Genomic DNA, 26,331 nt, shown 5'->3' on the forward strand with positions numbered 1-26,331 from the left:
GGGCGGCGACACGCAAATGAGAATCTATCTCATTCGCACCCATGAGCCAGGTCGATTGCTTTAGGTTTCCGGTCTGTTTGTTTAGATTGCGGCGCACACCGGACCGGCGTCGCCGTGCGCGTTCGGCGCGGCCCGGATATCGCTCGGCGAAACGCCGTAGCGCTTGCGAAACGCGATCGAGAAATGCGCGGGACTGTAGCCCACCCGGTACGCGACGGTCGACACGTTCGCGTCCTCCGCGCACAGCATCTCGTGCGCGGTCCGCAGCCGGTACTCCTGCAGATACGCGTACACGCTCGCGCCGAACACCTTGCGAAACCCCGCGGTCAGCTTGCGCGGATTCATGCCGATCCGCGCGGAGAGCGCGTCGAGCGTCGGCGGCGCCTGGAGGTCGCGCGTCAGGATGTCGCTCGCCGCATAGACGCGCTCGATGTCCGACGACGTGATGCGCACGTCGATCGACGCCGGCGCGCGCTGCGTCGACAGCAGTTGCGCGCTGAGCGCGGTCAGCTCGAACGCCTTGCCCGTCAGATAGTAGTCGCGCACCGCGCCTTCGAACGGACAGGTCGCGATCTGCGCGGCGAGCGCCTGCAGCGCCTTCGACGCCGGGCAGCTGACGATGCGCGGATCGCCGCCCGTCGGCGCGAGCAGCGTCTCGGGCAGCAGGCTCGGGCCGCGATCGAGCGCGTCGAGGCCCAGCTGCACGATCGTGTAGCGCAGCGGCGCGTCCCAGCTATAGATCTGCTGCGTCGTGAATTCGCCGTCGTTCGCGATGAGGCAGAGGCCCGGCCCCTTGATGCACTGCTCCGGCTGGCCAGGCACGCGGCAGCGCAACTGGCCGCTCTGCACGAGGACGAGCTTCAGCCCTTTTTCGAGCGGCTCCTCGTACCAGTCGCGACTCTCCGAACAGAGGGTGCCGCTCAGGAGTTTCATGCCGGCATCGACGTGCACGACGCCGGGATGGTTGCCGGGCATCAGCACCGCCGGCTTGCGTCGTGACGAGGCTAAGGAAGTCGAGGTCATCAGAGGTCCGTTGGTTGGCAGCGGGCGCACGTCGCGCGAGCCGTCGCGGGCCGGACGGCGGCCGGCCGCGCCCCTGCATCGGGCCAGACGGCCGGTTGCGGGCGCACCGTGCACCCGGTCGAATGAAATTGCCGGGATATCAAAAGAAGTTGCGTTGAAATGCTTACTCGGGCGAATTGATAATACATCTCATTTACATTTATTGACAACTTGCCGACACGGGGTAAGCGCATGACTTCCTCATCCACCGCCGCCGACTGGCGCACCGATCCGCGCGCCGAGCGGCACGCCGATTCCTATGCCGGCTCACACGCCGAGTCACACTCCGGCTCGCGCTCCGATTCACGCTCCGATTCACGCTCCGATTCACGCTCCGATTCACGCTCCGATTCGCGCTCCGATTCGCCGACCGTTTCGCCAACCGATTCGCCCGCGGATTCGCCGGCCGCTTCTTCCGCTTCTTCCTCCTCCCCCGCCGCTTCGCCGGCGGTCATGCCGACGGATTCGCCCGCCGCCGCGCGAGCCGGCGCATCGAGCGACGCGCCCGATTGGCCCGACGACTTCGCGCGCCGCTACCGCGACGCCGGCTACTGGCGAGACGAGACCTTCTATGGCGCGCTCGCCGAGCGCGCGCGGCGCAGCCACGCCGCGACCGCATTCGTCGACGGCGAACGCCGCGTGAGTTACCGCGAATTGCTCGAACGCATCCGGCGTCTCGCCGGCGGCTTGCGCCGCCTCGGCCTCGCACGCGGCGACACGGCCGTCGTGCATCTGCCGAACAGCGCGCGCTTCATCGAAGCGTGCTTCGCGCTGTTCCAGCTCGGCGTGCGCCCTGTGCTCGCGCTGCCCGCGCACCGGCAGCACGAGATCGGCGCGTTCTGCCGCTTCACGAACGCCCGCGCGTATCTCGGCGCGGCCCGGCTCGGCGACTTCGACTGCCGTCCGCTCGCGGGCGCGCTGCAGGCGAGCTGTCCGACGCTCGAGCACGTGATCGTCGCGGGCGACGATCACGCGTTCGTGCATTTCGATTCGCTGTACGACGCACCGCCCATCGACGGCTGCGCGGCACGCGCGGACGACATCGCATGCTTTCAGCTATCGGGCGGCACGACGGGCACGCCGAAGCTGATTCCGCGCCGCCATCGCGAGTACCTGTACAACGTGCGCGCGTGCTCGGACGCGAGCGGCTTCGGCGCCGACACCGTCTATCTCGCCGCGCTGCCGATGGCGCACAACTTCACGCTGTGCTGCCCCGGCGTGATCGGCGCGCTGCTCGCGGGCGGCCGCGTCGTCGCGACCGAGCGCCCCGAGCCGGAGCGCAGCTTCGCGCTGATCGCGCGCGAGCGGATCACGCATACGGCGCTCGTCCCGCCGCTCGCGCTGCTGTGGCTCGACGAGCAGGCGCAGCGTCAGGCGGACCTGTCGAGCCTGCGCGTGCTGCAGGTCGGCGGCGCGCGGCTGATGGACCACGCGGCCGAACGCGTGACGCCCGTCCTCGGCTGCCGGCTGCAGCAGGTGTTCGGCATGGCCGAAGGCCTCATCTGCTGCACGCGGCTCGACGATCCGCCCGCGCGCATCGCGCGAACGCAAGGCCGGCCGGTGTCGCCCGCCGACGAAGTGCGCATCGTCGACGACGCGGGCCACCCCGTCGCGCCGGGCGAGATCGGCGAATTGCAGGTGCGCGGGCCGTATACGATCCGCGGCTACTACCGGCTCGCCGAGCACCATGCGGCCGCGTTCACGGCCGACGGTTTCTATCGCAGCGGCGACCGCGTGCGCCGCACCGAAGAAGGCGACCTCGTCGTCGAGGGCCGCGACAAGGACCAGATCAATCGCGGCGGCGAAAAAGTGTCCGCCGAGGAAGTCGAGAACCTGCTGCTCGCGCATTCGCAAGTTCGCGACGCGGCGGTCGTCGCGATGCCCGATCCGCTGCTCGGCGAACGCACGTGCGCGTTCGTCGTCGCGCGCGCGCCCGCGCCAAGCTCGCTCGCGCTGAAACGGCATTTGCGCGACCAGGGGCTCGCCGCGTTCAAGATCCCCGATCGCATCGAATTCGTGCCGAGCTTTCCGGAAACCGGCATCGGCAAGACCAGCAAGAAATCGCTGCGCGATCTGCTGCGCCGCCAGCTGGCGGCGGCAAACGCATGACGCCGCCGCGTCCGCACGCCGGCTGGGTCCGGGAACTCAGGCTGTCGCCCTGCCCGCGCGCGCAACTCGTCTGCTTCCCGCACGCCGGCGGCACCGCGAGTTTTTTTCGCGGCTGGGCTCGCGCGCTGCCATGGGATCTCGATCTGCTCGCGCTTCAGTACCCGGGCCGCGAGGACCGCTTCGGCGAACCCTGCGCGCGCTCGATCGACGCGCTCGCCGGCCCGGCCGCCGATGCGCTCGTCGATTACGCGCGCAAGCCGCTCGTGCTGTTCGGCCACAGCCTGGGCGCCGCGCTCGCATACGAAGTCGCGCTGCGCCTCGAGCGTCGCGGCGCGGCGCCGCTGTACGTCGCGGTGTCGTCGCAGCCGCCGCCGCACCGGCAGCGCGCATCGAACCTGCATCGGCAATCCGACGAAGCGCTGCTGAACGACGTCGCGCGCCTGTCCGGCGAGCACGCGGCGCTGCTCGCCGATCCGGAGCTGCGCGCGATCTACTTGCCGATGATCCGCGACGACTATCGCGCGATCGAGACCTATCGGCGCGAGCGGCCCCCGATGCTCGGCGCGCCGCTCGGCGTGATGCTGCCGCTCGCCGATCCCGAGCTCGATCGCGACGAGGCACACGCATGGCAGGACGTCGCGTGCCGGCCGATTCGCGTGACGACGTTCGACGGCGACCATTTCTATCTGCGTCGCGAATACCCGGCGCTGATCGCGCACATCGTCGAACAGATCGACTTCTCTCTCCGCCCGCACAAGGAACACTCATGAAGACACCGGATGAATGCACCAGCCTCGCCGACATCCGCGAAGCCATCGACCGCCTCGACGCCGACATCATCGCCGCGCTCGGCGCGCGCATGCAGTACGTGAAGGCCGCATCGCGCTTCAAGCCGACCGAGGCGAGCATCGCGGCGCCGGAACGCGTCGCGGCGATGCTGCCCGAGCGGCGCCGCTGGGCCGAGCAGGCCGGACTCGACGGCGCGTTCGTCGAGACGCTGTATGCGCGGATCATCGCGTGGTACATCGAACAGCAAACGCAGCATTGGCGCAGCGAACGGGGGCTCGCATGAACGCCCGCTTCTCGGTGCTGCTCGACACCTTCGCACGCGCGGCGCGCCGCGCGGCCGACACCGGCGAGCCCGTGCTCGCCGCCGCATCGTTTCCGCTGCGGCCGCTGAAACTGTTCGACCTGATCGCGAGCTGGGACGACGGCGCGACCCCGTGGTGCTTCGTCGAAGCCGGCGACGAGCCGGGCGCGCCGGACCGGCCGGCCGCACTGTTCGGCTGGGACTGCGCGCTCGATCTGAACGAGCCGGGCGATGCGCGATTCGCCCGGCTCGACGCGCGCTGGCGCGCGCTCGCCCGCGCGGCGGTCGTCGCCGGGCCACAGCCGCCGCGCATCGTCGGCGGCTTTCGCTTCGATCCGCGCGGGCCCCGGCATGCGCACTGGCAAGCGTTTCCCGATGCGAGCCTGACGCTCGCGAAGATGCTGATCGTTCGAGAAGGGGATGCGTATTGGGCGGTCTGCCAGCGTGTCGTCTCCGCGCACGACGATTGCGCCGCGCTCGCGCGCGAATGCGACGCGCGAATCGGCATGCTCGCGGCGCTCGCGCCCGCCATTGACGACGATGCGCCGCGCCTGCTGCACGTCCACGCGCTGCAAGCCGCCGAATGGCAGCACAAGGCGCGACGCGCGGTCGACGCGATTCGCCGCGACGCATTCAGCAAGGTCGTGCTCGCGCGCGACGTGCTGCAACAGTACGCGCAGCCCGTCGCAATCGGACCGCTGCTGCGCCGGCTCAGGCTGCGCGACGCGCGCGCGCATCTGTTCGCGGTCCGCCGGCGCGAGGGCTGCTTCGTCGGCGCGACGCCGGAACGCCTCGTGCGCGTCGCGCACGGCCACGCGCAAACGCACGCGCTCGCCGGCACGATCGCGCGCGGCGACGATCGCGATCACGACCGCGCACTCGGCGCGCAGTTGATGGCGTCGGCGAAGGAGCGCCTCGAACACGCGCTCGTCGTCGATGCGATCCGCGACGCGCTCGCGCCGCTGTCGCGCACGATCGACGTGCCGGCCGAGCCGTCGCTGTTGCGCCTGCCGCGCCTGCAACACCTGAGCACGCCGATCGCCGCGACGCTGAACGCGGACGCGACGCTGCTGCAGGCCGTCGCGGCGCTGCATCCGACGCCCGCCGTCGCCGGCTATCCGCGCGCCGCCGCGCTCGAGCACATTCGCGCACACGAAGGCTTCGATCGGGGCTGGTACGCCGGCCCGATCGGCTGGATCGACGCGCACGGCAACGGCGACTTCGTCGTCGCGCTGCGCTCGGCGCTGATCTCGGCAGGCGCTTGCCGGCTGTTCGCCGGCTGCGGGATCGTCGCCGAGTCGGAGCCGGCGCGCGAGTATCGCGAGACGAACCTCAAGCTGTCGGGCATGCGGGCGGCGATCGAGGCACGCGACGCCGCCGCCAACCTGCGCACGGTCGCGCCGATGCCTGCCGCCGCACACTGATTCGCACGCACGCCGCACGCGCACGACGCGCCGCGCGCCGTGAATCGCGCAACACGCAGGAAAAGCCGGGCGCGGCCCGGCCGCCGACGATCACATCGTCGCGAGACACGCGCAACCGTGAATCGAGCGCGCCTCGCGCGGCATTCGGCACCACGACGCGCGCGCGTTGAACCGCGCCGATGCCGCGCAGGCCCGGCGCCAGCGCGCACCGCGACACGTCGACGCCGTCAATTCGCGCATGCCGACACGACCGGATCGTTGCTCCCCGTATAGACGAATCCGTCCGATACCCATCGATTCGAGTCGAGCCGATACCAGAGCCGCGTCGCGCCCCAGTTGCCCTGCACCGTGTCGCCGTACGCATAGCACGCAAGCTGCACCGTCGCGCCGTTCGACACCGTGCCGACAACCGACGCGGACAGCGACGGCGCGCTGCGCAGATTCACGGGCCCCGGCGACTGCACGGTCGCCTTCACGGGCCGCGACGGCTCGGTCGGCCCGCCGCTGTCGTCGGAGCCGTAGTTGGTCAGCGACGCCTGCACGGACACGCGCCGCTGATTGCGCACCGCATAGCCCGAATACGCGTTGCTCCCTTCGAAGAACTGCCAGCCGCCGATCGTCTTGCCGTTCACCGGCACGTCGCTGCCGCCCTGGCTCAACGCAAAATGCACATGCGGCCCGGTGGTCTGCCCGCCGCACGGCAGCCCATTGCCGACCCGCCCGAGATATTGCCCCTGACGCACGCGCGTGCCGCTGCCCGCCTGCGTCAGTTGAACCATGTGGTAGTACGTGGTCGTATAGCCGTTGTCGTGAACGATCTTGACGATCGCGCTGCCGTTGCGCTCGCAGCTCTTGTAGAGCGTGCCGTCGCGGGCGGCGAGCACTTGGCCGTTGCCGCCGGAGAAGTCGAGCGAGTTGAACGGCCGGCTGTCGCCGCTCCAGCCGTGCGCGCCGCCCGTCCAGTACCACGCGGCGCCCTGCTGCCACGGCAGCGCGAGCCCCGTCTGCGCGGGCGCCGCCTTCCGTTGCGGCGCGCCCGGCGCGCGGCCGGCGTTGAGGTGCGCGCGCTCGTCGTCGGCGATCAGCTTCGCCGGCGCCGCGGCGGCGAGCGCGTGAAACGCATCGGTGCCCTCGATGCCGACGACCCATCCTTCGTTCGCACGCCGCGCGACGAAGAGCTTCGTGACGGGATAAGCAGGCGTGTCGTTCGGAACGACCTGCGTGATCGTGCCGAGCACCCATCCGGCGTCCGGGTCCGACTTGACCGACTCGATCACGTCGTCACGCACGGCGGGTGCGGCCGGTCCTTGTTTGCCGAGCCGCGCGGAGAAAGCCTGCCGGACCGCATGCTGCAGGTCCGGTATATCGACGGGCGCCGCAAGCGCGGCGCCGGACAGGCCTGCCGCGATCAACGGCGCGGCCAGCAAACGCGTGATCGGATCGGATGCAATACGCCAGACCATCGGGCCCATGAAAACGCCTCCCTCATCAGTGAACGTCATCGTTTCGACGGACGGGACCGGCCGCGGCCCGATGCGGCCTCGTCGGCCGACATCGCAGCAGCGGTCCCACTGTGAACCTTGGCAGCTCGATTCGCATTCCTTAGCAGCTTGATCAAGCCGACAAAGCCCTTACGCCACGGGAATCATAGTGATTTTTTTGTAAAAGTAAACCTTGCGCGGGATAAAGCGAATTGGTAACAAAGTGTATTTTTCACGATCACTTATCGGATATTGCCGCAACCAATGTGCATTGAAACGGAGATTGTTTCGAAACGTCGCCCAGGAATCATCCTAGACTCCATGATCAAATTGCAAAGGAATCCGAATAATCTCAGCAGCCGAAGCGCTCGCTCAAGCCGATTGCGCCGACGCGCGCACAGATGATGAAAAGTCGATCGATTTCAGCCACTTATCGCCGCACATGCGGGCAAGCATGACGCGCCCGCGCAATCGCCGGACGCGTCAACCGATTCAAGCGCGCGCGAGATTGGCTGCACGCTTTCACACGCCGATAAGATGCGGCGGTTTAAAATGAATACGTCGCTTGCATGAAGCGACGCGAATGTCAGGATATGTATCCTGAAGCACATTCGCCTGAATTCGAGAATGCGAACGAACGCGCGATATTGCTATTTTCGTCGACGCACGCTCGCCCGCTTTACGTTTGACGCGGACGTCGAGCCCGCGACAACCGCCGTCCTATCCGCCGAGATACGCGGCCCTGATCCGGTCGTTCTCGAGCAGGTTCGCGCCGGTGTCGGCGAGCACGACGCGCCCGGTTTCGAGCACGTAACCGCGATCGGCAACCTGCAGCGCCTTGTGAGCGTTCTGCTCGACGAGAAACACCGTCACGCCCTCGTCGCGAATCGTGCGGATGATGTCGAAGATCTGCGCGATCACGAGCGGCGCCAAGCCGAGCGTCGGCTCGTCGAGCAGCAGCAGGCGCGGCCGGCTCATCAGCGCGCGGCCGATCGCGAGCATCTGCTGCTCGCCGCCCGACATCGTGCCCGCGCGCTGCGCGGAGCGCTCCTTGAGCCGTGGAAACAGCCGATACACATGCTCGACGCCTTCGTCGATCTCGTGGCGGCTGGCAAAGAAGCCGCCCATCTTCAGGTTCTCGAGCACGGTCAGGCTCGGAAACACGCGGCGCCCTTCCGGCGAGATCGCGAGCCCCTGGCGCATGATTTCGTGCGTCGGCATCGCGGTGATGTCGTCGCCTTCGAACAGCACGCGCCCGCTCGAGGCGCGCGGCGTGCCGCACACGGTCATCATCAGCGTCGTCTTGCCCGCGCCGTTGCTGCCGATCAGCGTGACGATCTCGCCCTTCTTCACCTCGATCGACACGCCCGACAGCGCCTCGATCGCGCCGTAATGCGTGTGGACCCTCTCCAGCTTCAGCATCACTCCTCTCCCAGATAGGCCTTGATCACGCGCGGATCGTTGCGCACTTCGTCGGGCTTGCCGATCGTGATCGGCCGGCCGTGCTCCATCACCAGAATGCGATCCGAGACGCCCATCACGAGACTCATGTCGTGCTCGATCAGCAGCACCGAAATGCCGAACTCGCGGCGCAGCCGGTCGATCAGTTGCTGCAGTTCGACCTTCTCCTGCGGATTGAGGCCCGCCGCCGGCTCGTCGAGCATCAGCAGCCGCGGGTTCGTGATCATGCAGCGCGCGATCTCGACGCGGCGCTGATGACCATACGAGAGCGTGCCCGCGGGCCGGTTCGCGACCGCCGTCAGATTCATCCGCTCGAGCCACATCGCCGCGCGCTCGAGCGCGTCGCGCTCCGCGCGCCGATACGCGGGGGTCGCGAAAAGGCCGTGCAGGAGCCCCGATTTCACTTGCCGATGCTGCGCGACGAGCAGGTTCTCGACGACCGTCAGCGACTTGAACAGCCGAATGTTCTGGAACGTGCGCACGAGCCCCTTGCGCGCGACGAGATGGCTCGTCAGGCCGCCGATCGAATGGCCGTCGAGCACGACGCTGCCCGCCGTCGGCCGATAGAACCCGCCGATGCAGTTGAACACCGTCGTCTTGCCCGCGCCGTTCGGGCCGATGATCGCGAACACCTCGTCGCGGCGCACGTCGAAATCGATCCCGTCCACCGCGAGCAGGCCGCCGAAGCGCATCTGCAGCGCGGACACCTTCAACATTTCCGTCGTCGCGCTCATTGCGGCAGCTCCACGTGGGGACGGCTCGCGGGCAGCAGGCCCTGCGGACGCCACATCATCATCAACACCATCACGAGGCCGAACATCAGCATCCGGTATTCGGCGAAGCCGCGTGCGACTTCGGGCAGCACGGTCAGCAGGATCGCCGCGAGGATCACGCCGAGCTGCGAGCCCATCCCGCCCAGCACGACGATCGCGAGAATCAGCGCGGATTCGATGAACGTGAACGACTCGGGATTCACGAGCCCCTGGCGCGCCGCGAAGAACGCGCCGCCGATGCCGGCGAACGACGCGCCGAGCGTGAACGCCGACAGCTTGATGCGCGTCGGGTTGAGGCCGAGCGAGCGGCACGCGATCTCGTCGTCGCGCAGCGCCTCCCACGCACGCCCCATCGGCATGCGGATCAGCCGGCTCGTCACGAACAGCGTGAAGCAGACGAGCACGAGCGCGATCAGGTACAGGAAGATCACGACGTGCTTGCCGCTGTACTCGATCCCGATCAACTCGTGGAACGTCTTCGCGCCCTCGACGCTCGCGCTTCGCGCCATCTCGAAGCCGAACACGGTCGGCTTCGGAATGCTGGAAATGCCGTCCGGGCCGCCCGTGATGCTCGTCAGGTTGTTCGCGAGCAGCCGGATGATCTCGCCGAAGCCGAGCGTGACGATCGCGAGATAGTCGCCGCGCAGCCGCAGCACAGGAAAGCCGAGCAGGAAGCCGAACGTCGCCGAAGCAAGGGCCGACAGCGGCAGGCATTCCCAGAACGTGAGGCCGAAATACTGGTTGAGCAGCGCGTACGTGTAGCCGCCGACCGCGTAGAAGCCGACGTAGCCGAGATCGAGCAGGCCCGCGAAGCCGACGACGATATTCAGGCCGAGACCGAGAATCACGTAGATGAGCGCAAGCGTCGCGATGTCGATCGCGCCGCGCGAGCCGATGAACGGCCACACGAAGCCGAGCGCGACGAGCGCCCAGACGATCGCGCGCTGCTCGCGCGCGCCGAGCGGCGCGATCGCGGGCATGCGCACGGCGGCCTTCGCGCGCAGCAGCGCGGGCTTGAAGAGCTGAAACAGGAACACGGCGGCCACGGCGATCCAGACGGGCCGCCAGTGCGCCTCGAGCACGACCTGATAGCCGTCGAGCTTCAACTGAAGGCCGAGGATCGGCACCGTGAGGATCGCGGTCAGCACGGCGGCCGTCACCGCGTGCTTGAGCGACTGGACGGCCGGCGCGCTGGCCGTCGTGTGAACGGAAGTCATCGCTTGATTCATGAGCGGCCTCACACCTTTTCGATATCCGACTTGCCGAGCAGGCCCGTCGGACGGAACAGCAGGATCAGCACGAGAAGGCCGAAGGCCACCACGTCCTTGTACTCGGTGGGCATGTAGCCGGACGCGAAGGTCTCGGCAAGGCCGAGCAGCACGCCGCCCAGCATCGCGCCGGGAATGCTGCCGATGCCGCCCAGCACCGCGGCCGTGAACGCCTTGATGCCCGCGACGAAGCCGATGTACGGATTGAGCTTGCCGATCGTGAGCCCGATCAGCACGCCGCCCACCGCGGCGAGCATCGCGCCCAGCACGAACGTGAACGAGATCACGCGGTTCGTGTCGATGCCGAGCAGGTTCGCCATGCGCATGTCCTCCGCGCACGCGCGGCATGCACGGCCCATCCGCGAGTGCGAGATGAACAGCGTGAGCGCGATCATCAGCACGATCGTCACGCAGACGATCAACAGGCGCGCATACGGCACCGTCACGTCGAAGTCGCCGCCGAGGCGGATGTCGAACGCACCGGAAATCAGCACGGGCACCGACATGTCGCGCGCGCCCTGACCGATCTGTACGTAGTTCTGAAGAAAGATCGACATGCCGATCGCGGAGATGAGCGGCACGAGCCGCGGCCCGCCGCGCAGCGGCCGGTACGCGACGCGCTCGACCGCGAACCCGTAGAGCCCCGTGACGATGACCGACACGACGAGCGCCGCGCCAAGCACGAGCGGCAACGGATAGCCCGCCGACGTGCCGATCGCGGTCAGCGTGACGAGGCCGATGTACGCGCCGAGCATGTAGATCTCGCCGTGGGCGAAGTTGATCATGCCGATGATCCCGTAGACCATCGAATAGCCGATCGCGATCAGCGCGTAGATCGCGCCCAGCGTGAGGCCGTTGACCAGTTGCTGGGCGAATTGAGGAAAGAATTCATTCATGCGGGAAGCCCCCGTTCGCGCCGGCGCGCGCGCCGGCGCACTTGAAAGAAACGGCGCACGCCGCGCACGGGCGTCCGATCTCGACACGCCCGCCGCCCGGCGCCCCGGGTGTTCCCGCGGCGGCGCCGGGCCAATGCGGCCCGCCCCGCTCGAACGTGCAGCGGGGCGGGCAGGCGGGCAGATACTCCGGTTAGTTGGCGGCCGTCTTGGTCGCGTCCTTGTGCCACTTGTAGACGACGAACTTGAACGACTTCAGGTCGCCCTGCGCGTCGTACGACACCTTGCCGATCGGCGTGTCGAAGGTGTGCTGGTGCATGTATGCGGCGACCTTCGCCGGATCGGTCGACTTCGCGCCCGCGATCGAATCGGCGATGATCTTCACGCCGGAATACGCGGGCATCTGGAACGTGCCGTTCGGATCGCGCTTCTTCTGCGCGAACGCCTTCATCACGGCCGCGTTCGCCGGATCGACCGTGAAGTCCGCCGGCAACGTGACGAGCATCCCCTCGGAAGCGGGCCCCGCGATCGCCGTCACGTCCTTGTTGCCGACGCCCTCGGGCCCCATGAACACGGCCTTCAAGCCCTGTTCGCGCGCCTGACGCATCAGCAGCCCCATTTCCGGGTGATAGCCGCCGAAATAGACGAAGTCGACGCCCTGCGACTTCAGCTTCGTGATGATCGCCGAGTAATCGGAGTCGCCCGCGTTGATGCCTTCGAAGATCACGACAGGCACCTTCGCCGCGTCAAGCTCCTTTTTCACCGCCGACGCGATGCCCTGGCCGTACGACTGCTTGTCATGCAGCACGGCGACCTTCTTCGGCTTGACCTTGCCGATGATGTATTGCGCGGCGGCCGGCCCCTGCTGATCGTCGCGGCCGATCGTGCGGAAGATGAACTTGCGCTTCTTGCCTTCGGTGAGCTGCGGCGCGGTTGCGGACGGCGTGATCATCACGACGCCCTCGTTCTCGTAGATGTCCGACGCCGGGATCGTCGAGCCCGAGCACACATGGCCGATCACGAACTTGATCTTCTGGCTGACGATCTTGTTCGCGACCGCGACCGCCTGCTTCGGCTCGCACGCATCGTCCATCATCACCGCCTCGAGCTTGTTGCCGCCCGCGCCGCCTGCTGCATTGACCTGCTCGATCGCCGTCAGCGCGCCGGCCTTGACCATGTCGCCGTATTGCGCGACCGAGCCGCTCATCGGGCCGGCGATGGCGATCTTCACGGTTTCCGCATGAGCGGCGGCGCCGGCTGCAACGAGCATCGCGGCAAGGGAAACGGACGTAAGACGGGACAGCATCATCAGGAGCTCCTCGATTATGTTTAGTCATACGGGCAAGGCGGCATGACTTGCGCAATCGAACAACACCCGTGGACGAAACGACTTGGAGCACGCCCGAGACGGATTGACGGACCTGCAGATGGAACAGCGCTTGCGGGGCCCGGCAGTGTCAGCCGCCGTCGAGAGCGACGGAGACCTTGGTTCGGAAAGACAACGTGATGCGTCTTGTATTGCGCAAGCGATTCGCCTGCCCCGCTTACCTCACTGCTCATCGGACGGATCTGCCGACAGCCGTTGGCAAGGCAGCCGAAATTATAGGATCGTTTTTCATCCGTCTGACCACAATTAACGGATGAATCAGGGAAAATACGCAGTCCGCGCGATGTCCGGCACGCGCGGTTGCACCGGGTTTGCGCGTGTTGCACCGCACCCGGATACGACCGCCGGACGCCCTTTCGCGTGAGCGCGACGCGCAATTCCTCTTTCGCGACGGACATTTACCGCGACGCTGCGGCGCACCGCGATGCGCGCCGCCCGCGCCGGCGCCGGCGAGACGACGGCGCGCCGTCCCGCAGCCGGGCCCGGGTGCAACCGCGCGGGCGCGCGCGCCAACTCGACAGCGATGCAATGTCCACCCGCAAACTCGCCTATATCGGCAGTTTCATCGGGGGCATGCAAGCACTTTGGAATTTCGGTGAAATAATGCGGCTGCGCGTTCAGCTTGCCGCACCTTTCGTTCGTTAGCCGATCCGGCCCGCTTCGGCGGCCCGCGCCGGCCGCGGGCGTCGCTCGTCGTGCGAACCTCGATCGACGCGAATCGCCGGCCGTCCACGCTCCACATCATTTGGGCTCGGTTCATGGATTTCGATGTCATCGTTCTCGGCGCAGGAATCATCGGCGTATCGGCGGCGCTGCACCTGCAGGATCGCGGCCGCCGGGTCGCGCTCCTCGACCGCGGCGCGCCAGGCGACGGCACGAGCTTCGGCAACGCCGGGCTCATCGAGCGCTCGTCGGTCGCGCCGTACGCGTTCGCGCGCAGCCCGCTCGCGCTGTTGCGCTACGCGGCGAACCGCTCGACCGAGCTCTATTGGGATCGCGCATCGCTGCCCTCGTTCGCGCCGTGGCTCGCGCGCTTCTGGTGGGAATCGTCGCCGCGCCGCCACGCGGCCGCCGCGCGCGACATGCTGCCCCTCATCGAACGCAGCGTCGCCGAGCACGACGCGCTGATCGCGCGCGCCGACGCAGGCGAGCTCGTGCGCGCATGCGGCTGGATCGAGGCCTATCGGACGCCGGCCCGCCTCGAGCGCGCAACGCGCGACGCGCTGCGCAACGCAAGCCGGCACGGGCTGCGCGTGACGCCGCTCGACGCGTCCGCGCTCGCCGCGCAAGAGCCCGCGCTCGGCCCGGGCTTCTGCGGCGCGCTGCATTGGCTCGATCCGAAGAGCGTCGTCGATCCGGGCGCGCTCGTCAAAGCGTATGCCCAGCTCTTCGCGCGCGACGGCGGCACGCTGCTCGAAGGCGACGCGGCGAGCGTCAAAGCGAGCGGCAACGGCTGGCGCGTGCGCACCGCCGACGGCGTCGCGGCGGCGCGCGACGTCGTCGTCGCGCTCGGCCCGTGGTCGGATACGGTGTTCGCCAAGCTCGGCTACCGGCTTCCGTTGCGCGAGAAGCGCGGCTACCACATGCACTACGCGCCGCCGGACGGCGCGCCGCTCACCGCGCCCGTCGTCGATCTCGAGCATGGCTATGTCGTCGCGCCGATGCGTCGCGGGCTGCGGCTCACGACGGGCGTCGAGATCGCCGCGCGCACGCTGCCGCCGACGGGCGTGCAGCTCGCGCGCGCGGAACGCGTCGCGCAACCGACGTTCAGGCTCGGCCACCGGCTCGATCCGGCGCCGTGGCTCGGCTTGCGGCCGTGCACGCCGGACATGCGGCCCGTGATCGGCGCCGCGCCGCGGCACCGCGGCATGTGGTTCGCGTTCGGGCACAACCATCACGGGCTCACGCTCGGCCCCATTACAGGGCGCCTGCTCGCGGAAATGATGTGCGGCGAGCCGACCGTCGCGGACGTCGCGCCGTTTCGCGCGGAGCGGTTTCTCTGATCCGATCCGGGCGAGCGTATCGGCGGCGAAGCAACACCGGCGCGCCGCCGAATCGCCGATGCGATTCATCCGATTCCGGGCACGTGATTTTCCTCATTCCACACCGGCGATTTTCTTCGATCGGCTAAACAACGGTGCGAGCTTGCAATCGATAATCGCGCCGTCCGCGATCGGCTCGCCGCCGCTTCACCGACGAATCACCGCACATTGAACGAACAGTGCTTTGCAATTTTCACAACGAATGTCGGCGATGCCGATCGATGCGGCCAGTCGAGTGCGGGATTAACCCAATCTGCACGCGAACGCGCGGTCGTCATTCGGCAATCGAGATTGGAGATTGCACGCGCCTCCTTGTCGACGCGGCCGACCTTGACACGCGACGAAACATCGTGACAAAGCGCGCGCCGACGCGTGCCCGCGTGCGGTTTCACTTGCGAACGGCACGCCGCCGCGCGCTCCGAACGCGGTATCGCTGGCTTCGAGCGCCCTTTCATGCACCATTCGAGGGAACGATTTCGCACTTCGCTTTTGCCCGCTAATGAAAATCGATTGTTTCTAAATCGGCAAAAAGTAATTTGAGCCAGACAGGATGTTTTTTCCTTGCGAGCGCGCTTACATTTAGCGCACCCTCTAATGCAAATCGCTACGGAATCGACGGAAAGCAGTTGCAATAACTGCCTAGGCCGATACCGCACGAGCTTTAGGAAACGGCCAAATGAAGTCCTCCAAATCCCAGCCTGTGCTCGATCCCGCTGACGTTCACGTCGAAATCCTCGAACGCTCCGACACCCTGCTCGTCGTCCGTTGGGTCGAACCCGGCCGCTGCCACTACGGCGAGCAGCGCTGGCGCCGTCGCTTCGCACAGCGCACCGGCACCTGCGCGCTGTCGCGCCAGGTGATTCATCGCGGCGACGAGGTATTCCGCCCCGCCGAGCGCCCGGCCCCCGCCAACGCCGGCGCGATGATCTCCGCCGCGGAAGTGCTCGGACATGCGAGCGCCAAATGACGCCCGCTCGCCACGCCGTCCGCTCAGGGCCCGTTCACGCGCATGACGGGCTTGCCCAAGCCCTAGAGTGCCGTCTCTAGCCTGCCCCTTGTCTTTGCCGCGCCGCGTCACTACTGTTACATCGATCAATGTAAAGGTTTGTGGGGCGCGAACGTCCTAACCCGCCGCCGCTCCATCGCACCGCCCCAGAGCCCGTCCGCGCATACGACGGGTTCGCAAACGCGCCGCCCGACGGCGCGCCATCGATGGAGACGAAGATGCATGCCTGGAGCGCGCAACACGTGCCGCCGCAAGGTGGAAAAGTCGCGGTCGTCACGGGGGCCAACAGCGGCCTCGGCTGGCAGATCGCGCAGACGCTCGCCGCCAAGGGCGCGCAGGTCGTGATGGGCTGCCGGGATACGGCAAAGGGCGAGTTGGCCGCGCATGCGATCCGCACCCGTTATCCGCGCGCCCGGATCGAAGTCGAGGCGCTCGATCTCGCCGACCTCGCATCCGTATGCCGTTTCGCCGACGCTGTCGCCGATCGCCACGGCCGCGTCGATATCCTCTGCAACAACGCGGGCGTGATGTTCCTGCCGCTGCGCCGCACGCGCGACGGCTTCGAAATGCAGATGGGCACGAACCATCTCGGCCATTTCGCGCTGACGGGCCTGCTGCTGCCCGCGTTGCGCGCGTCGCACCGCGCGCGCGTCGTGACGATGTCGAGCGGCTTCAACCGGCTCGGCAAGATCCGTCTCGACAACATGCTCGCCGAGCGCGGCTACAACAAGTACCGCGCGTATTGCGACAGCAAGCTCGCGAACCTGATGTTCACGCTCGAACTGCAGCGCCGCTTCGATCACGCGGGCCTGTCGATGCGGAGCATCGCCGCGCACCCGGGCTACGCGGCCACCAATCTGCAGTTTGCGGGGCCCGTCATGGAAAACTCGTCGCTCGGCTCGTTCGCGATGCGCCTGTCGAACCGGCTCGTCGCGCAGCCGGCCGACGTCGGCGCGCTGCCCGCGATCCATGCGGCGACGGCGGTCGACATCGAAGGCGGCGCATACATCGGCCCCGCCCACCTCTGCGAGACCCGCGGCTATCCCGCCAACGCGCGCATCCCGCACCAGGCGCGCGACGTGCGGATGGGCAAGCGCCTGTGGGAAAAGTCCGAACAACTGACCGGCGTACGCTATCTCGACACGCCGCCGCCCGGTTCGCGCCGCGGCGCGTCGCGCTACGACGCGACGTTCCGCGCGCTCTGAAGCATTTCGCCAAGCCCGGACTCGCCGCTTCGGCCGCCGCAGTGCGCGGCGGTCGAGCGGCCTTTTTTCGTGCCGCGACGCCCCGCCGCTTGCCAATTGCGATTCTTGCAATTTTCGAAAAGATATTTCGCCAAACCGAGCGTTTACCCGTAGGAATCCGACGACTACGATGTAACCAATCGCTTAAGACATGGTGTCGAAAGCGAAGTCGATAAAACATCGGAGGTTCTCATGAAATCGCTCGTTTATGCTGTCGTCGCCGCTTCCGCCCTGACCGCCTCGTTCGGTGCGTTCGCGCAATCCAGCCAGCCGCTGACCCGTGCACAAGTGCGCGCGGAACTGGTCCAGCTCGAAAAGGCCGGCTATCAACCGGGCTTGTCGAGCCCGTACTATCCGGAAGACATCCAGGCTGCCCAGGCCCGCGTGCAAGGCGCGGCCGACACGAGCGGCTACGGTGCGCAGGCCGTGCCTGTCGCGCACGTCGGCGCGCCGGCCGCAGCGGCTCCCCGCTCGCCGCGCGAATCGATCTACTTCGGTCAGTAATGCAGCACACCGGCTGCGCGGCCCGGCTGAATCCGGCGGCCGCGCAGCCTGAAATCCGCACGGCGAACCAGCCGTTTCGGCTCGCCGTCGCTCCCCATTCGGGCCCCTAACCTCCGCCGCTCCGCATGGAGCGGCTTAGCCTGGGCGCCTGGCGCCCGGGCGCTTTTTCGGCTTGAGGCGCATGTCCGCCGCCGCCGCGGCTCGCGAATGGAAACAGCGTCGATCCTTACAAAATACGTAAGGATCGATTTTTTATTTCCTGCGCTTCCGGATGCCGTGCGTGTGTCGACGTCGGCGCGTCCGCTGTTCATGACGCCCAAGCAGCGCATCTCCGGTTTCAAGCAGCGCGCGCGCCGATCCCGGCCGCATACGGCCAGCGATGCATTCGCGATCCAGTTGCCGAATGTCGGCGCCGTTGTCGCGCCGCCCGGATGCGTCGGCTTCCCGCGCGGCCGCCGATGCGCGAACGCGCGCCGCGCGCCCGCGTTGCTCGGCGATTCTCATCGCCCGTCGCTTTTCCCTTCGGCGAGTGAGGCCCCCGCAAACGCCGCCTCCAGAGCATCTCCAGCCCGGCCCTGACGAGCGCGGCGCGCACACCGGGTTCATCCGCCGGGCGCTAGCAGGAATGCGCACACGATTCGATGCATGCGCGCCGCTTGCGCACTCGTATCGAGCGCCCGCCAGCAGCCGTGAACGAGCCCGTCGCCGCGCCAGAATTGCGCGGCGCCGCCTGCCGAGCGAATCCGTTCGACATAGACGCGCGCGTCGTCGCACAACGGATCGTGCTCCGCGCCGATCGCGAGCACGGGCGGCAAGCCGTCGAAGCGCGGCGCATCGAGCGGCAGCGCGCCCGGCGGCGGCCCGGCATCGCCCCAATAGAGGCGGCGGTACGCGCGAACGTCGGCGAGCGTGAGCATCGGCGCATTCGCCCGCGTGTCGCGCGCGGGCAACTGCGGCTCGAAACCGAGCATCGGATAAACGAGCGCGACCGCGCAAACGCCGCCGCGCGTTTCGCGGCCGTCGCCGTGCCCGCTGCGCCCGCCGTCGCGCAACGCGGCCGCCACCGACGCCGCGAGCGTGCCGCCCGCGCTATCGCCGGCAAGCCGCAGCGGCAGCGCGATCGATTCGAACGGCAGCCGGCCGTCGAGCGCGGCGACAGCGGCCTCCAGACAGTCGTCGAATGCGGCCGGCGCGCGATGCTCGGGCGCGAGCCGATAGTCGACGGCGATCACGTCGAGCCCGGTATCCGCCGCGATCCGCGCCGTCAAGAGCGCGTGGCTGTCGAGCGACCCGACGACGAAGCCGCCGCCGTGAAAGAACAGCACCGTCCCGCGCGAGGCGGATCGTCGCGACCGGTAGCGCCGCAGGCGGATCTCGCGGCCGTCCGCCGCGACGATGCGCGCGTCGCATGTGTCGACGTCCGCCGGCAGCGCGGGCGTCCATGCCGCGGCGAAACGCTCGTAGAGCGCGCGCTGCTCGACGATCGGCCGCGCGGCCGCGTCGTCCGGATACCATGCGGCGACGCGCGCGACGAACGCCTCGATTGCCGGCTCCAGCATCTTGCCCCCAACGTCGATTCGCCGATTCGCGCCGCCTCAGCGGCGCGCGGGCAGGCCGATCACGCGTCCGGCATGGGCCGGCGCGGGATACGCGCGCTGCAGCGCATGCAGATTCGCGATCCGCTCGGCGATGTCGGCATCGAACGGCGCGGCCTTCGGCCCACTCGTATCGACATGCAACAGCATTTGCTCGCTCGCCGACACCGCGCCGTCGATTCCCGCCGCGAACATCTCGAGATACAGATGCAGCCGCTTCGCGTCGTGCGCGAGCACGCGCGCATCGATCCGCACGCGCGTGCCCTCCTTGATCTCGTGCAGATAGTTGACGTGCGCTTCGAGCGTGTAAACAGAGCGGCCGCGCGCGCGCCGCGCCGCGTCGTCGAGACCGATCGCGTCGAGCAACGCGTCGCTCGCGAAGCTGAAGATAAGCAGATAGAACGCATCGCGCAGGTGCCCGTTGTAGTCGACCCATTCCGCGCGCACCGTGTCGCGGTGTATCGTCAGTTCCGTCGCCTGCATCTCGGCCGTCGTCATCGTCAGTCCTCGTAGCGCATTCCGTGGCGCGCCTTCACCGCGGCGACCGCCGCGATCACTTCGGCGATGCATTCGTCCCGATAGCGTTCGAGCGCCTTGATGCTTCGGGGTCCTTGCTGCTCGGCGGTGCCCTCGACGACGCGCTCGATCAGCGCGTCGGTCAGCTTCGGCGCGACGAGCTTGGTCCACGGCAGCTCCAGCGCGGGGCCGAACTGCCGCATGAAGTGACGCATGCCGGCCTCGCCGCCCGCCAGTGTATACGTCAGGAAGGTGCCCATGAACGACCAGCGGATGCCCGCGCCGAAACGGATCGCGTCGTCGATCTCGCCCGTCGTCGCAACGCCTTCGTCGACGAGGTGCAGCGCCTCGCGCCACAACGCTTCGAGCAGACGATCGGCAATGAAACCCGGCACTTCCTTGCGCACGCGCAGCGGCCGCATGCCGAGCGCGCGATAGATGTCGATCGCCGCGTCGACGGTCTCGGGCGCGGTGCGCTCGCCGCCCAGCACTTCGACGAGCGGCAGCAGATAGACCGGATTGAACGGATGCCCGACGATGCAGCGCTCGGGGCGATGCGCGCGCGCATAGAAATCCGTCGGCAGCAGGCCGGACGTCGACGACGCGACGATCGCATCGGGCTTCGCCGCGCGACTGATCCGCTCGTGCAGTTCGAGCTTCAAGGCCACGCGCTCGGGCGCGCTTTCCTGGATGAAATCCGCGTCGGCGACGCACGCTTCGATCGTCGACACGAAACGCAGGCGCGCCGGCGACGCGCCTGGCGCCAATCCGGCGCGCTCGAGCGCGGGCCACGCGTTTTCGACGTTCGCGCGCAACTGCCGTTGCGCGCCGTCGGCGGGGTCCCACGCAAGCACGTCGAGTCCGTTCGCGAGCGCGCGCGCGACCCAACCGCTGCCGATGACGCCCGCGCCGATCGCCGCGAACGTGTCGATTTTGGTGATGACAGCCATGTACTTTCGATCCTTGAACGAGAAGATCACGCGAAGGAGCCGATTTCGCGCGCCGCTGACGCGCGCCCGGCCGCTTTCGCCACGTTGTGCGGCAATGAGTGCGTTGCGATGTCGCGCTACGCATATCCGGCGATCGCGCGCCGCTCGAGCGGCCGCTCGCCGCGCGGCGGCAAGCCGAGCTTGCGGCGCCCTTCGGCAGGCGCCAGCACGCGCGCGCCGAGACGCTCCGCGATTTCCCGCGCGCGCTCGACGAGCGAGCCGTTCGTCGCGTGCACGCCGCGATCGAGCCATAGGTTGTCTTCGAGGCCGACGCGCACGTGGCCGCCGAGCAGCATCGCCTGCGCGACCATCGGCATCTGCATCCGGCCGATCCCGAAGCCCGCCCAATGCGCGCCGGGCGGCAGGTTGTCGACCATCGCCTTCATCGTGCCGGTGTCCGCGGGCGCGCCCCACGGAATGCCGAGGCACAACTGGAAGAGCGGCGGATCGTCGAGGAGTCCTTCTTTCAGCAGTTGCTTCGCGAACCACAAGTGTCCCGTGTCGAAGATCTCTAGCTCGGGCTTCACGCCCAGTTCGCGGATTCGCTTCGCGCCCGCGCGCAACTGCGCGGGCGTCGATACGTAGATGTAGTCGCCGTCGCCGAAATTCAGCGTGCCGCAATCGAGCGTGCAAATCTCGGGCAGCAGTTCCTCGACATGCGCGAGCCGCGTCAGACCGCCGACGAGGTCCGTGCCCTGGCCGAAGCGCATCGGGTCCTCGCCGGCGCCGATCTCGAGGTCGCCGCCCATGCCGGCCGTCAGATTGATGATGATGTCGACGTCGGCCGAGCGGATCCGGTCGACCACTTCGCGATACAGCCTCGGATCGCGGCTGCCGCGCCCCGTCAGCGGATCGCGCACGTGGCAGTGCGCGACCGTCGCGCCCGCCTTCGCGGCCTCGATCGCCGCGTCGGCGATCTGCTTCGGCGTGACGGGTATCGCCGGATGCTTGCCGACGGTGTCGCCCGCGCCCGTCACCGCGCACGTCACAATGACTTCCTGATTCATCGCTGTCGCCTCGTTCAGATTCAAAGTCGGATTCGAATGCGCATCGTCTTGCCCGGGCGTCGAGCGCCCGGCGTCGAGCCGTCCGGGTCAGAGCCCGAGATAAGCCTTCACCGCCGCCAGCCCGTCCTTGCCGTCGTAGGTCTTCACGCCGGCGAGCCACGCGTCGAGCACCTGCGGGTTTTTCCTGATGTACGCCTTCGCCGCTTCCGCGGGTTTCACCTTGTTCATCACCGCCTGCATCAGCTGGTTTTCCATTTGCGTCGTGAAGCGCAGATTGCCGACGAGCTTGCCCGCGTTCGGGCAGCGCGCCATGTAGTCGGGCGAAGTCAGCGTGTACACGCGCGCTTCGCCATAGTTCGGGCCGAACGCCGCGTCGCCGCCCGACAGGTAGTTCATGCTGATCTGGATGTTCATCGGATGCGGCTCCCAGCCGAGGAACACGACCCACTTCTTGTCGCGGATCGCACGATCGACCGTGACGAGCATGCCGGCCTCGCTCGACTCGACGAGCTTGAAGCCGCCGAGCCCGTACTGGTTCGTGTCGATCATCTTCTGGATCGTCGCGTTCGCGCTGCTGCCGGGCTCGATTCCGTAGATCTTGCCGTCGAGCTCGGCGCGGTGCTTCGCGATGTCGTCGAACGACTTCAGCCCCGCCTGGTACACGTAGCTCGGCACCGCGAGCGTCGCCTTCGCGCCCGACAGGTTCGGCGGCTCGACCAGCGAAATCGACTTCGAATCGAGGAACGGCTGCAATTGATGCTGCTGCACCGGCCACCAGTAGCCGAGCGATACGTCGAGCTGCTTGTTCTTCAGTCCTGCGAACGAAATCGGAACGGAGGAAATCGTTGTCGTCGGCTTGTAGCCGAGACCATCGAACAGCAGCGACGCGAGCGCCGTCGTCGACGTGATGTCGGTCCAGCCGATGTCCGCGAAGCGCACGTTGCGGCATGCGGCCGAGTCCTGCGCGAAGGACTGAGACGGCAGCGCGCACGCCGCGGCAAGCGCCGCGCCGAGTACGAGTGTCGTGGTGAAATTCATGGTTGCCTCCCTGTTCGACGGATTCCGCAGGCGAGTTCAAGGGGACGACGCAGCCTGCACCGTGGGCTCAAAGGTAACGGGCCATATTCGCGGGAAGGCGACCGACGGCGACCTTTTCTTGCCTGTTTGCGACTATGCGTAAAAACCATTAGATCGACGAATCCTCAGGCGTGGCGCGCCCTCGCCGCCGGACGCCGCACCGCGCGGCTTGCCTGCTTGCGCCTGGCTTGCTACGCTCGGCCAATCGTCTCTCCAGCGCATGCGCCCATGCCGGAAGAATTCCATTTCATGCTGATGCCCGGCTTCTCCGCGCTCGGCTTCATGTCAGCCGTCGAGCCGTTGCGCGTCGCGAACCGCTTCAGGCCGAATCTGTATCGCTGGCGCATCGTGAGCCGAGACGGCGCACCCGTCGTCGCGAGCAACGGCATCTCGCTGAACGCGGACACCGCGTTCGCGCAGGTCGAGCACGCGCACACGATCTTCGTGATCGCCGGCTTCGATCCGCTCGCGTGCTACACGCGTGCGCTCGGCGACTGGCTCAAGCGCGAGTATCAGCGCGGCGCGACGGCGGGCGGCATCGACACCGGCAGCTTCGTGCTCGCCGAGGCGGGACTCTTCGACGCGTCGCATGCGCTGACGCTGCACTGGGAAGCGCTCGCCGCATTCCAGGAACGCTACCCGCACCTGAAGACGACGCAGGAACTGTTCGAGATCGACGCGCGACGCATCACCTGCGCAGGCGGCACCGCGTCGATCGACATGATGCTCGACCTGATCGGCCGCCGGCACGGCGCCGATCTCGCCGCGACGATCTCCGAGCAGTTCGTGCTGAGCCGAATCCGCCAGCGCTCCGACCGTCAGCGCCTCGAGATCGCCGCGCGCTACGGCGTGCACAACCGCAAGCTGATCCAGGTGATCGGCACGATGGAGCACCAGATCGAAAGCCCGCTGTCGTCCGACGCGCTCGCGCGCGAGGTCGGCATCACGCGCCGCCAGCTCGAGCGGCTGTTCAGCACGATTCTCGACGATACGCCGGCTCGTTTCCATTTGCGGCTGCGGCTCGATCGCGCGCGCGAGCTTCTTCAGCAGACCGACATGACGGTCGCGGCCATATGCGCGGCGTGCGGCTTCGAATCGCCTTCGCATTTTTCCCGCACTTATCGCGCGCAATTCGGCGTGAGCCCGAGAAGCGACCGGCACGCGCAGCGCTGAGCCGGTTGCGAAAGCGCGGCGGCCGACGATTGCGGCGGTGCAAGATCGTATGCTGCGCAGCCGTTTTCGCCTATGGAACCGCTCCTCGAAAATTATTCGAAATAACATTGAAAATATTCTGTAACATGTTCTAAAAATAGATAGGCAGACTAACGACGCGACATTCCAGTGCAACCGTTTGTTTGCCGAATAGAAAAGCAGCATTCCAAATATTTATTCCGAGGGGTTTGTAATGACGATGCTCATTCAGCCATCGCGGTGCTTGCCGTTTGTTTCGCCTGCCGTTCTCTGGCGTTTCCGCCTCCCCCCACCTCGCCCGCTCAGCGCGCGCTGATTCTTCGCGGCGTCGCGCCGCCTCCGTTGTTGTTCCGTCCGATTGCATCGGCTCATCGAGGCCGGCGCACGGACCGGGTCGTCCCTGCGGTTCCCGTGGTTTCGCTTGACATCCCAACCTTTGAAGACGAGGACAATCTATGCAGACATCCCGTAAAGCACTGCCGCTCGCACTGAGTCTCGCCATCGGTCTCGGCGCCGCGCTGCCCGCGTGGGCGGATTCGAAGGCGCCGAACCCGCAGGAGGAAAGCCGGCGCGCGAGCCTCACGCGCGGCGTCGTGCCGCCTTCGGAAAAGGCGGACAAGACCGGGCAGTTCCGCCCCGGAACCGTCGCCGTCACGCTGGCGAGCCCGGCGTTCCACGCGAAGAAGGCCGACGCGGCAGCGATGGCGCGCGAGTTCATCACCGCGCGGGCGACGCAACTCGGCCTCGACAAGGCCGCGCTCGCGAATCTCGTCGTCGCGTCCGAACGCGCCGACGCCACGTTCACCGTCGTACGCTTTCAGCAGCGCGCGGCGGGGCTGCCCGTCTACGACAGCGACATCGCGATCACGGTCGCTCCGGACGGCCGCGTGCTCTACGTCGCGAGCAAGGCGGTGAACGGCGTCGCGGCCGTGTCGAGCAAGACGCAGGCGGTCGACGAGCAGCAGGCCCTCGACCGCGCGCGCGCGTATCTCGGCGTCAGCGGCTTCGCGAGCGTGCAATCGCAACTCGTCGCGTTCGTCGACGGCACGGGCACGCATACCGCGTGGAAAGTGCGCGGCAGGCCGCAGGACAGCCTGCGCGGCGACTGGGAACTGATCATCGACGCCAACAGCGGCGAAGTGCTGCGCGCCGAAGACAAGGCATCCTATGCAACGGACGGGACCGGGCTCGTGTTCCGGCCGGACCCGCTGTCGCCGACCAAAAGCAGCTACGGCAGCACCGGCTTCAAGGACAACAACGACGCGGACTCGCCGCAACTGAGCGCCGCGCGCGTGCGCGTGACGCTCAAGGATCTGACGCAGACGAGCGGCGGCTACAAGCTCGCCGGCCCGTACGCGTCGTGTGTCGATTTCGATGCGCCGTTCGACAAGGCATGTCCGGTTCAGCCTTCGCCGACCTTCGATTTCACACGCTCGAACCTGTACTTCGAGGCCGTGAACGCGTACTACCACATCGATACGTTCCTGCGCTACGTGAACCTGACGCTCGGCATCAAGGCGTTGCCGTATCAGTACTCGGGCGGCGTGCAGTACGACCCGCACGGCGAATCCGGCGACGACAACTCGTCGTACTCGTCGGGCTCCGGCAGGTTGTCGTTCGGGCAAGGCGGCGTGGACGACGCGGAAGATGCGGACGTCGTGATTCACGAACTCGGCCACGGCATCCACGACTGGATCACCAACGGCGGGCTCTCGCAGGTCGAGGGGCTGTCCGAGGGCACGGGCGATTACCTCGCGGCCGCGTACAGCCGCGACTTCAACCAGTGGAGCCCTTCCGACGCGCAATATCACTGGGTCTACAACTGGGACGGCCACAACGAATTCTGGCCCGGCCGCGTGACGAACTACAACGTCGGCCGCACGTACGCGCAAGTCCGCAATTCCGAGATCCACACGGCCGGCCAATACTGGGCGTCGTGCAACATGGTCGCGCGCGACGCGATCGGCGGCGCGGCGATGGACAAGGCGTTCCTGAAAGGGCTGTCGATGACGAACGGCTCGACGAATCAGAAGGCCGCGGCCCAGGCGGTGCTGACCGCGGCGGCCGCGCTCGGCTACAGCAGCGCGCAGCTCAACGCGATCGGCAACGCGTACAACAAGAGCTGCACGTACGGCGTGACCGTGCCGCAGAAGCTGTAATCGGCGTCACCCGCATCAAGAAGAAGACGTCATCGACAACGTACGCGGGGCGC

General features: G+C 67.5%; 25 protein-coding genes. 11 read left to right on the forward strand and 14 right to left on the reverse strand.

The features are described 5' to 3' along the window. Positions 1 to 81 precede the first annotated feature (81 nt). Positions 82 to 1,023: a helix-turn-helix domain-containing protein gene (locus tag BTH_RS09375; RefSeq protein WP_009897983.1), complete on the reverse strand. Its 942-nt coding sequence runs from the start codon at positions 1,021 to 1,023 to the stop codon at positions 82 to 84. Positions 1,024 to 1,319: 296 nt separating this feature from the next. Next, positions 1,320 to 1,517 (reverse strand): hypothetical protein, encoded by a 198-nt coding sequence (locus BTH_RS09380; RefSeq protein ID WP_009897985.1) that lies wholly within the window; start codon positions 1,515 to 1,517, stop codon positions 1,320 to 1,322. On the opposite strand from BTH_RS09380, the gene BTH_RS09385 reads away from it, so the two are divergent. From BTH_RS09385 to BTH_RS09400, 4 genes are read left to right on the forward strand one after another with little or no spacing between them, the layout of a single operon-like run. Next, positions 1,516 to 3,171 (forward strand): (2,3-dihydroxybenzoyl)adenylate synthase, encoded by a 1,656-nt coding sequence (locus BTH_RS09385; protein ID WP_009897986.1) that lies wholly within the window; start codon positions 1,516 to 1,518, stop codon positions 3,169 to 3,171. The genes BTH_RS09380 and BTH_RS09385 overlap by 2 nt on opposite strands. After that, positions 3,168 to 3,941 carry a thioesterase II family protein gene (locus tag BTH_RS09390; protein WP_009897988.1) on the forward strand — a complete coding sequence of 258 codons (774 nt, stop codon included), beginning with the start codon at positions 3,168 to 3,170 and terminating at the stop codon, positions 3,939 to 3,941. The genes BTH_RS09385 and BTH_RS09390 overlap by 4 nt, the downstream gene beginning before the upstream one ends. Continuing rightward, positions 3,938 to 4,243, forward strand: a complete 306-nt coding sequence (locus BTH_RS09395) for an isochorismate lyase (RefSeq protein ID WP_009897990.1) — start codon at positions 3,938 to 3,940, stop codon at positions 4,241 to 4,243. Before BTH_RS09390 ends, BTH_RS09395 begins: the two co-directional genes overlap by 4 nt. After that, the gene (locus BTH_RS09400) at positions 4,240 to 5,685 is read left to right on the forward strand and encodes an isochorismate synthase (protein ID WP_009897992.1); all 1,446 of its coding nucleotides are present in this window, start codon (positions 4,240 to 4,242) and stop codon (positions 5,683 to 5,685) included. Before BTH_RS09395 ends, BTH_RS09400 begins: the two co-directional genes overlap by 4 nt. Before the next feature lie 227 nt (positions 5,686 to 5,912). Here BTH_RS09400 and BTH_RS09405 read toward each other — a convergent pair whose 3' ends face one another. The 6 genes from BTH_RS09405 to BTH_RS09430 all read right to left on the reverse strand — a co-directional run bounded on the left by BTH_RS09405 (position 5,913) and on the right by BTH_RS09430 (position 12,870). After that, complete coding sequence (locus BTH_RS09405; protein ID WP_025404201.1) at positions 5,913 to 7,187, reverse strand: peptidoglycan DD-metalloendopeptidase family protein; 1,275 nt, start codon at positions 7,185 to 7,187, stop codon at positions 5,913 to 5,915. A 699-nt stretch (positions 7,188 to 7,886) separates the two neighbouring features. Beyond that, complete coding sequence (locus BTH_RS09410) at positions 7,887 to 8,588, reverse strand: ABC transporter ATP-binding protein (RefSeq protein WP_009897997.1); 702 nt, start codon at positions 8,586 to 8,588, stop codon at positions 7,887 to 7,889. Further along, a complete protein-coding gene (livG, locus tag BTH_RS09415; RefSeq protein ID WP_009897999.1) occupies positions 8,588 to 9,361 on the reverse strand; it encodes a high-affinity branched-chain amino acid ABC transporter ATP-binding protein LivG in 774 nt (257 codons plus the stop codon). The genes BTH_RS09410 and livG overlap by 1 nt, the downstream gene beginning before the upstream one ends. Next, positions 9,358 to 10,629 (reverse strand): high-affinity branched-chain amino acid ABC transporter permease LivM, encoded by a 1,272-nt coding sequence (locus BTH_RS09420; protein ID WP_009898001.1) that lies wholly within the window; start codon positions 10,627 to 10,629, stop codon positions 9,358 to 9,360. The genes livG and BTH_RS09420 overlap by 4 nt, the downstream gene beginning before the upstream one ends. A gap of 8 nt (positions 10,630 to 10,637) precedes the next feature. Further along, positions 10,638 to 11,564: a high-affinity branched-chain amino acid ABC transporter permease LivH gene (livH, locus tag BTH_RS09425; protein WP_009907960.1), complete on the reverse strand. Its 927-nt coding sequence runs from the start codon at positions 11,562 to 11,564 to the stop codon at positions 10,638 to 10,640. A gap of 190 nt (positions 11,565 to 11,754) precedes the next feature. Then, complete coding sequence (locus tag BTH_RS09430; protein WP_009907961.1) at positions 11,755 to 12,870, reverse strand: branched-chain amino acid ABC transporter substrate-binding protein; 1,116 nt, start codon at positions 12,868 to 12,870, stop codon at positions 11,755 to 11,757. A gap of 438 nt (positions 12,871 to 13,308) precedes the next feature. Between BTH_RS09430 and BTH_RS33435 the strand changes: the two genes are divergently transcribed. From BTH_RS33435 to BTH_RS09450, 5 genes are all read left to right on the forward strand, one after another. Beyond that, on the forward strand, positions 13,309 to 13,593 hold the full coding sequence (locus tag BTH_RS33435; RefSeq protein WP_127446378.1) for a hypothetical protein: 285 nt from the start codon (positions 13,309 to 13,311) through the stop codon (positions 13,591 to 13,593). A gap of 113 nt (positions 13,594 to 13,706) precedes the next feature. Continuing rightward, on the forward strand, positions 13,707 to 14,951 hold the full coding sequence (locus BTH_RS09435; protein ID WP_009898006.1) for an NAD(P)/FAD-dependent oxidoreductase: 1,245 nt from the start codon (positions 13,707 to 13,709) through the stop codon (positions 14,949 to 14,951). 715 nt (positions 14,952 to 15,666) lie between these two features. Next, on the forward strand, positions 15,667 to 15,957 hold the full coding sequence (locus tag BTH_RS09440; protein WP_011401409.1) for a DUF3331 domain-containing protein: 291 nt from the start codon (positions 15,667 to 15,669) through the stop codon (positions 15,955 to 15,957). A 257-nt stretch (positions 15,958 to 16,214) separates the two neighbouring features. After that, positions 16,215 to 17,201: an oxidoreductase gene (locus BTH_RS09445; protein WP_009898009.1), complete on the forward strand. Its 987-nt coding sequence runs from the start codon at positions 16,215 to 16,217 to the stop codon at positions 17,199 to 17,201. Between the two features lie 231 nt (positions 17,202 to 17,432). Continuing rightward, a complete protein-coding gene (locus BTH_RS09450) occupies positions 17,433 to 17,744 on the forward strand; it encodes a DUF4148 domain-containing protein (protein WP_009898012.1) in 312 nt (103 codons plus the stop codon). A gap of 252 nt (positions 17,745 to 17,996) precedes the next feature. Here the strand turns inward: BTH_RS09450 and BTH_RS33440 are convergent, their stop codons facing one another. The 6 genes from BTH_RS33440 to BTH_RS09475 form a co-directional block, all read right to left on the reverse strand. Then, complete coding sequence (locus BTH_RS33440) at positions 17,997 to 18,248, reverse strand: hypothetical protein (RefSeq protein ID WP_127446379.1); 252 nt, start codon at positions 18,246 to 18,248, stop codon at positions 17,997 to 17,999. A 98-nt stretch (positions 18,249 to 18,346) separates the two neighbouring features. Next, on the reverse strand, positions 18,347 to 19,303 hold the full coding sequence (locus BTH_RS09455) for an alpha/beta hydrolase (RefSeq protein WP_009898015.1): 957 nt from the start codon (positions 19,301 to 19,303) through the stop codon (positions 18,347 to 18,349). Between the two features lie 36 nt (positions 19,304 to 19,339). Then, entirely contained in the window at positions 19,340 to 19,837 is a 498-nt protein-coding gene (locus BTH_RS09460) for a thioesterase family protein (protein WP_009898017.1), read from the reverse strand. Positions 19,838 to 19,839: 2 nt separating this feature from the next. Further along, entirely contained in the window at positions 19,840 to 20,805 is a 966-nt protein-coding gene (locus BTH_RS09465; protein ID WP_009898019.1) for an L-carnitine dehydrogenase, read from the reverse strand. Positions 20,806 to 20,921: 116 nt separating this feature from the next. Further along, positions 20,922 to 21,851, reverse strand: coding sequence for a 3-keto-5-aminohexanoate cleavage protein (locus tag BTH_RS09470; RefSeq protein ID WP_011401411.1), 930 nt, complete (start codon positions 21,849 to 21,851; stop codon positions 20,922 to 20,924). Between the two features lie 87 nt (positions 21,852 to 21,938). Then, complete coding sequence (locus BTH_RS09475) at positions 21,939 to 22,889, reverse strand: choline ABC transporter substrate-binding protein (protein WP_009898022.1); 951 nt, start codon at positions 22,887 to 22,889, stop codon at positions 21,939 to 21,941. Between the two features lie 267 nt (positions 22,890 to 23,156). Between BTH_RS09475 and BTH_RS09480 the strand changes: the two genes are divergently transcribed. Next, complete coding sequence (locus tag BTH_RS09480; protein ID WP_009898024.1) at positions 23,157 to 24,101, forward strand: GlxA family transcriptional regulator; 945 nt, start codon at positions 23,157 to 23,159, stop codon at positions 24,099 to 24,101. A 473-nt stretch (positions 24,102 to 24,574) separates the two neighbouring features. Then, positions 24,575 to 26,278: a M36 family metallopeptidase gene (locus BTH_RS09485; protein WP_009898026.1), complete on the forward strand. Its 1,704-nt coding sequence runs from the start codon at positions 24,575 to 24,577 to the stop codon at positions 26,276 to 26,278. The last annotated feature ends 53 nt before the right edge of the window (positions 26,279 to 26,331 follow it).

Source organism: Burkholderia thailandensis E264, assembly GCF_000012365.1.
GTDB classification, from domain to species: domain Bacteria; phylum Pseudomonadota; class Gammaproteobacteria; order Burkholderiales; family Burkholderiaceae; genus Burkholderia; species Burkholderia thailandensis.

What these genes read in the sequence shown, in the direction of transcription:
- BTH_RS09375 (WP_009897983.1), bottom strand. Translation starts at nt 1,023, where the DNA reads ATGACCTCGACTTCCTTAGCCTCGTCACGACGCAAGCCGGCGGTGCTG.
- BTH_RS09385 (WP_009897986.1), top strand. Translation starts at nt 1,516, where the DNA reads ATGCCGACGGATTCGCCCGCCGCCGCGCGAGCCGGCGCATCGAGCGAC.
- BTH_RS09380 (WP_009897985.1), bottom strand. Translation starts at nt 1,517, where the DNA reads ATGACCGCCGGCGAAGCGGCGGGGGAGGAGGAAGAAGCGGAAGAAGCG.
- BTH_RS09390 (WP_009897988.1), top strand. Translation starts at nt 3,168, where the DNA reads ATGACGCCGCCGCGTCCGCACGCCGGCTGGGTCCGGGAACTCAGGCTG.
- BTH_RS09395 (WP_009897990.1), top strand. Translation starts at nt 3,938, where the DNA reads ATGAAGACACCGGATGAATGCACCAGCCTCGCCGACATCCGCGAAGCC.
- BTH_RS09400 (WP_009897992.1), top strand. Translation starts at nt 4,240, where the DNA reads ATGAACGCCCGCTTCTCGGTGCTGCTCGACACCTTCGCACGCGCGGCG.
- BTH_RS09405 (WP_025404201.1), bottom strand. Translation starts at nt 7,187, where the DNA reads ATGACGTTCACTGATGAGGGAGGCGTTTTCATGGGCCCGATGGTCTGG.
- BTH_RS09410 (WP_009897997.1), bottom strand. Translation starts at nt 8,588, where the DNA reads ATGCTGAAGCTGGAGAGGGTCCACACGCATTACGGCGCGATCGAGGCG.
- livG (WP_009897999.1), bottom strand. Translation starts at nt 9,361, where the DNA reads ATGAGCGCGACGACGGAAATGTTGAAGGTGTCCGCGCTGCAGATGCGC.
- BTH_RS09420 (WP_009898001.1), bottom strand. Translation starts at nt 10,629, where the DNA reads ATGAATCAAGCGATGACTTCCGTTCACACGACGGCCAGCGCGCCGGCC.
- livH (WP_009907960.1), bottom strand. Translation starts at nt 11,564, where the DNA reads ATGAATGAATTCTTTCCTCAATTCGCCCAGCAACTGGTCAACGGCCTC.
- BTH_RS09430 (WP_009907961.1), bottom strand. Translation starts at nt 12,870, where the DNA reads ATGATGCTGTCCCGTCTTACGTCCGTTTCCCTTGCCGCGATGCTCGTT.
- BTH_RS09435 (WP_009898006.1), top strand. Translation starts at nt 13,707, where the DNA reads ATGGATTTCGATGTCATCGTTCTCGGCGCAGGAATCATCGGCGTATCG.
- BTH_RS09440 (WP_011401409.1), top strand. Translation starts at nt 15,667, where the DNA reads ATGAAGTCCTCCAAATCCCAGCCTGTGCTCGATCCCGCTGACGTTCAC.
- BTH_RS09445 (WP_009898009.1), top strand. Translation starts at nt 16,215, where the DNA reads ATGCATGCCTGGAGCGCGCAACACGTGCCGCCGCAAGGTGGAAAAGTC.
- BTH_RS09450 (WP_009898012.1), top strand. Translation starts at nt 17,433, where the DNA reads ATGAAATCGCTCGTTTATGCTGTCGTCGCCGCTTCCGCCCTGACCGCC.
- BTH_RS33440 (WP_127446379.1), bottom strand. Translation starts at nt 18,248, where the DNA reads ATGAGAATCGCCGAGCAACGCGGGCGCGCGGCGCGCGTTCGCGCATCG.
- BTH_RS09455 (WP_009898015.1), bottom strand. Translation starts at nt 19,303, where the DNA reads ATGCTGGAGCCGGCAATCGAGGCGTTCGTCGCGCGCGTCGCCGCATGG.
- BTH_RS09460 (WP_009898017.1), bottom strand. Translation starts at nt 19,837, where the DNA reads ATGACGACGGCCGAGATGCAGGCGACGGAACTGACGATACACCGCGAC.
- BTH_RS09465 (WP_009898019.1), bottom strand. Translation starts at nt 20,805, where the DNA reads ATGGCTGTCATCACCAAAATCGACACGTTCGCGGCGATCGGCGCGGGC.
- BTH_RS09470 (WP_011401411.1), bottom strand. Translation starts at nt 21,851, where the DNA reads ATGAATCAGGAAGTCATTGTGACGTGCGCGGTGACGGGCGCGGGCGAC.
- BTH_RS09475 (WP_009898022.1), bottom strand. Translation starts at nt 22,889, where the DNA reads ATGAATTTCACCACGACACTCGTACTCGGCGCGGCGCTTGCCGCGGCG.
- BTH_RS09480 (WP_009898024.1), top strand. Translation starts at nt 23,157, where the DNA reads ATGCCGGAAGAATTCCATTTCATGCTGATGCCCGGCTTCTCCGCGCTC.
- BTH_RS09485 (WP_009898026.1), top strand. Translation starts at nt 24,575, where the DNA reads ATGCAGACATCCCGTAAAGCACTGCCGCTCGCACTGAGTCTCGCCATC.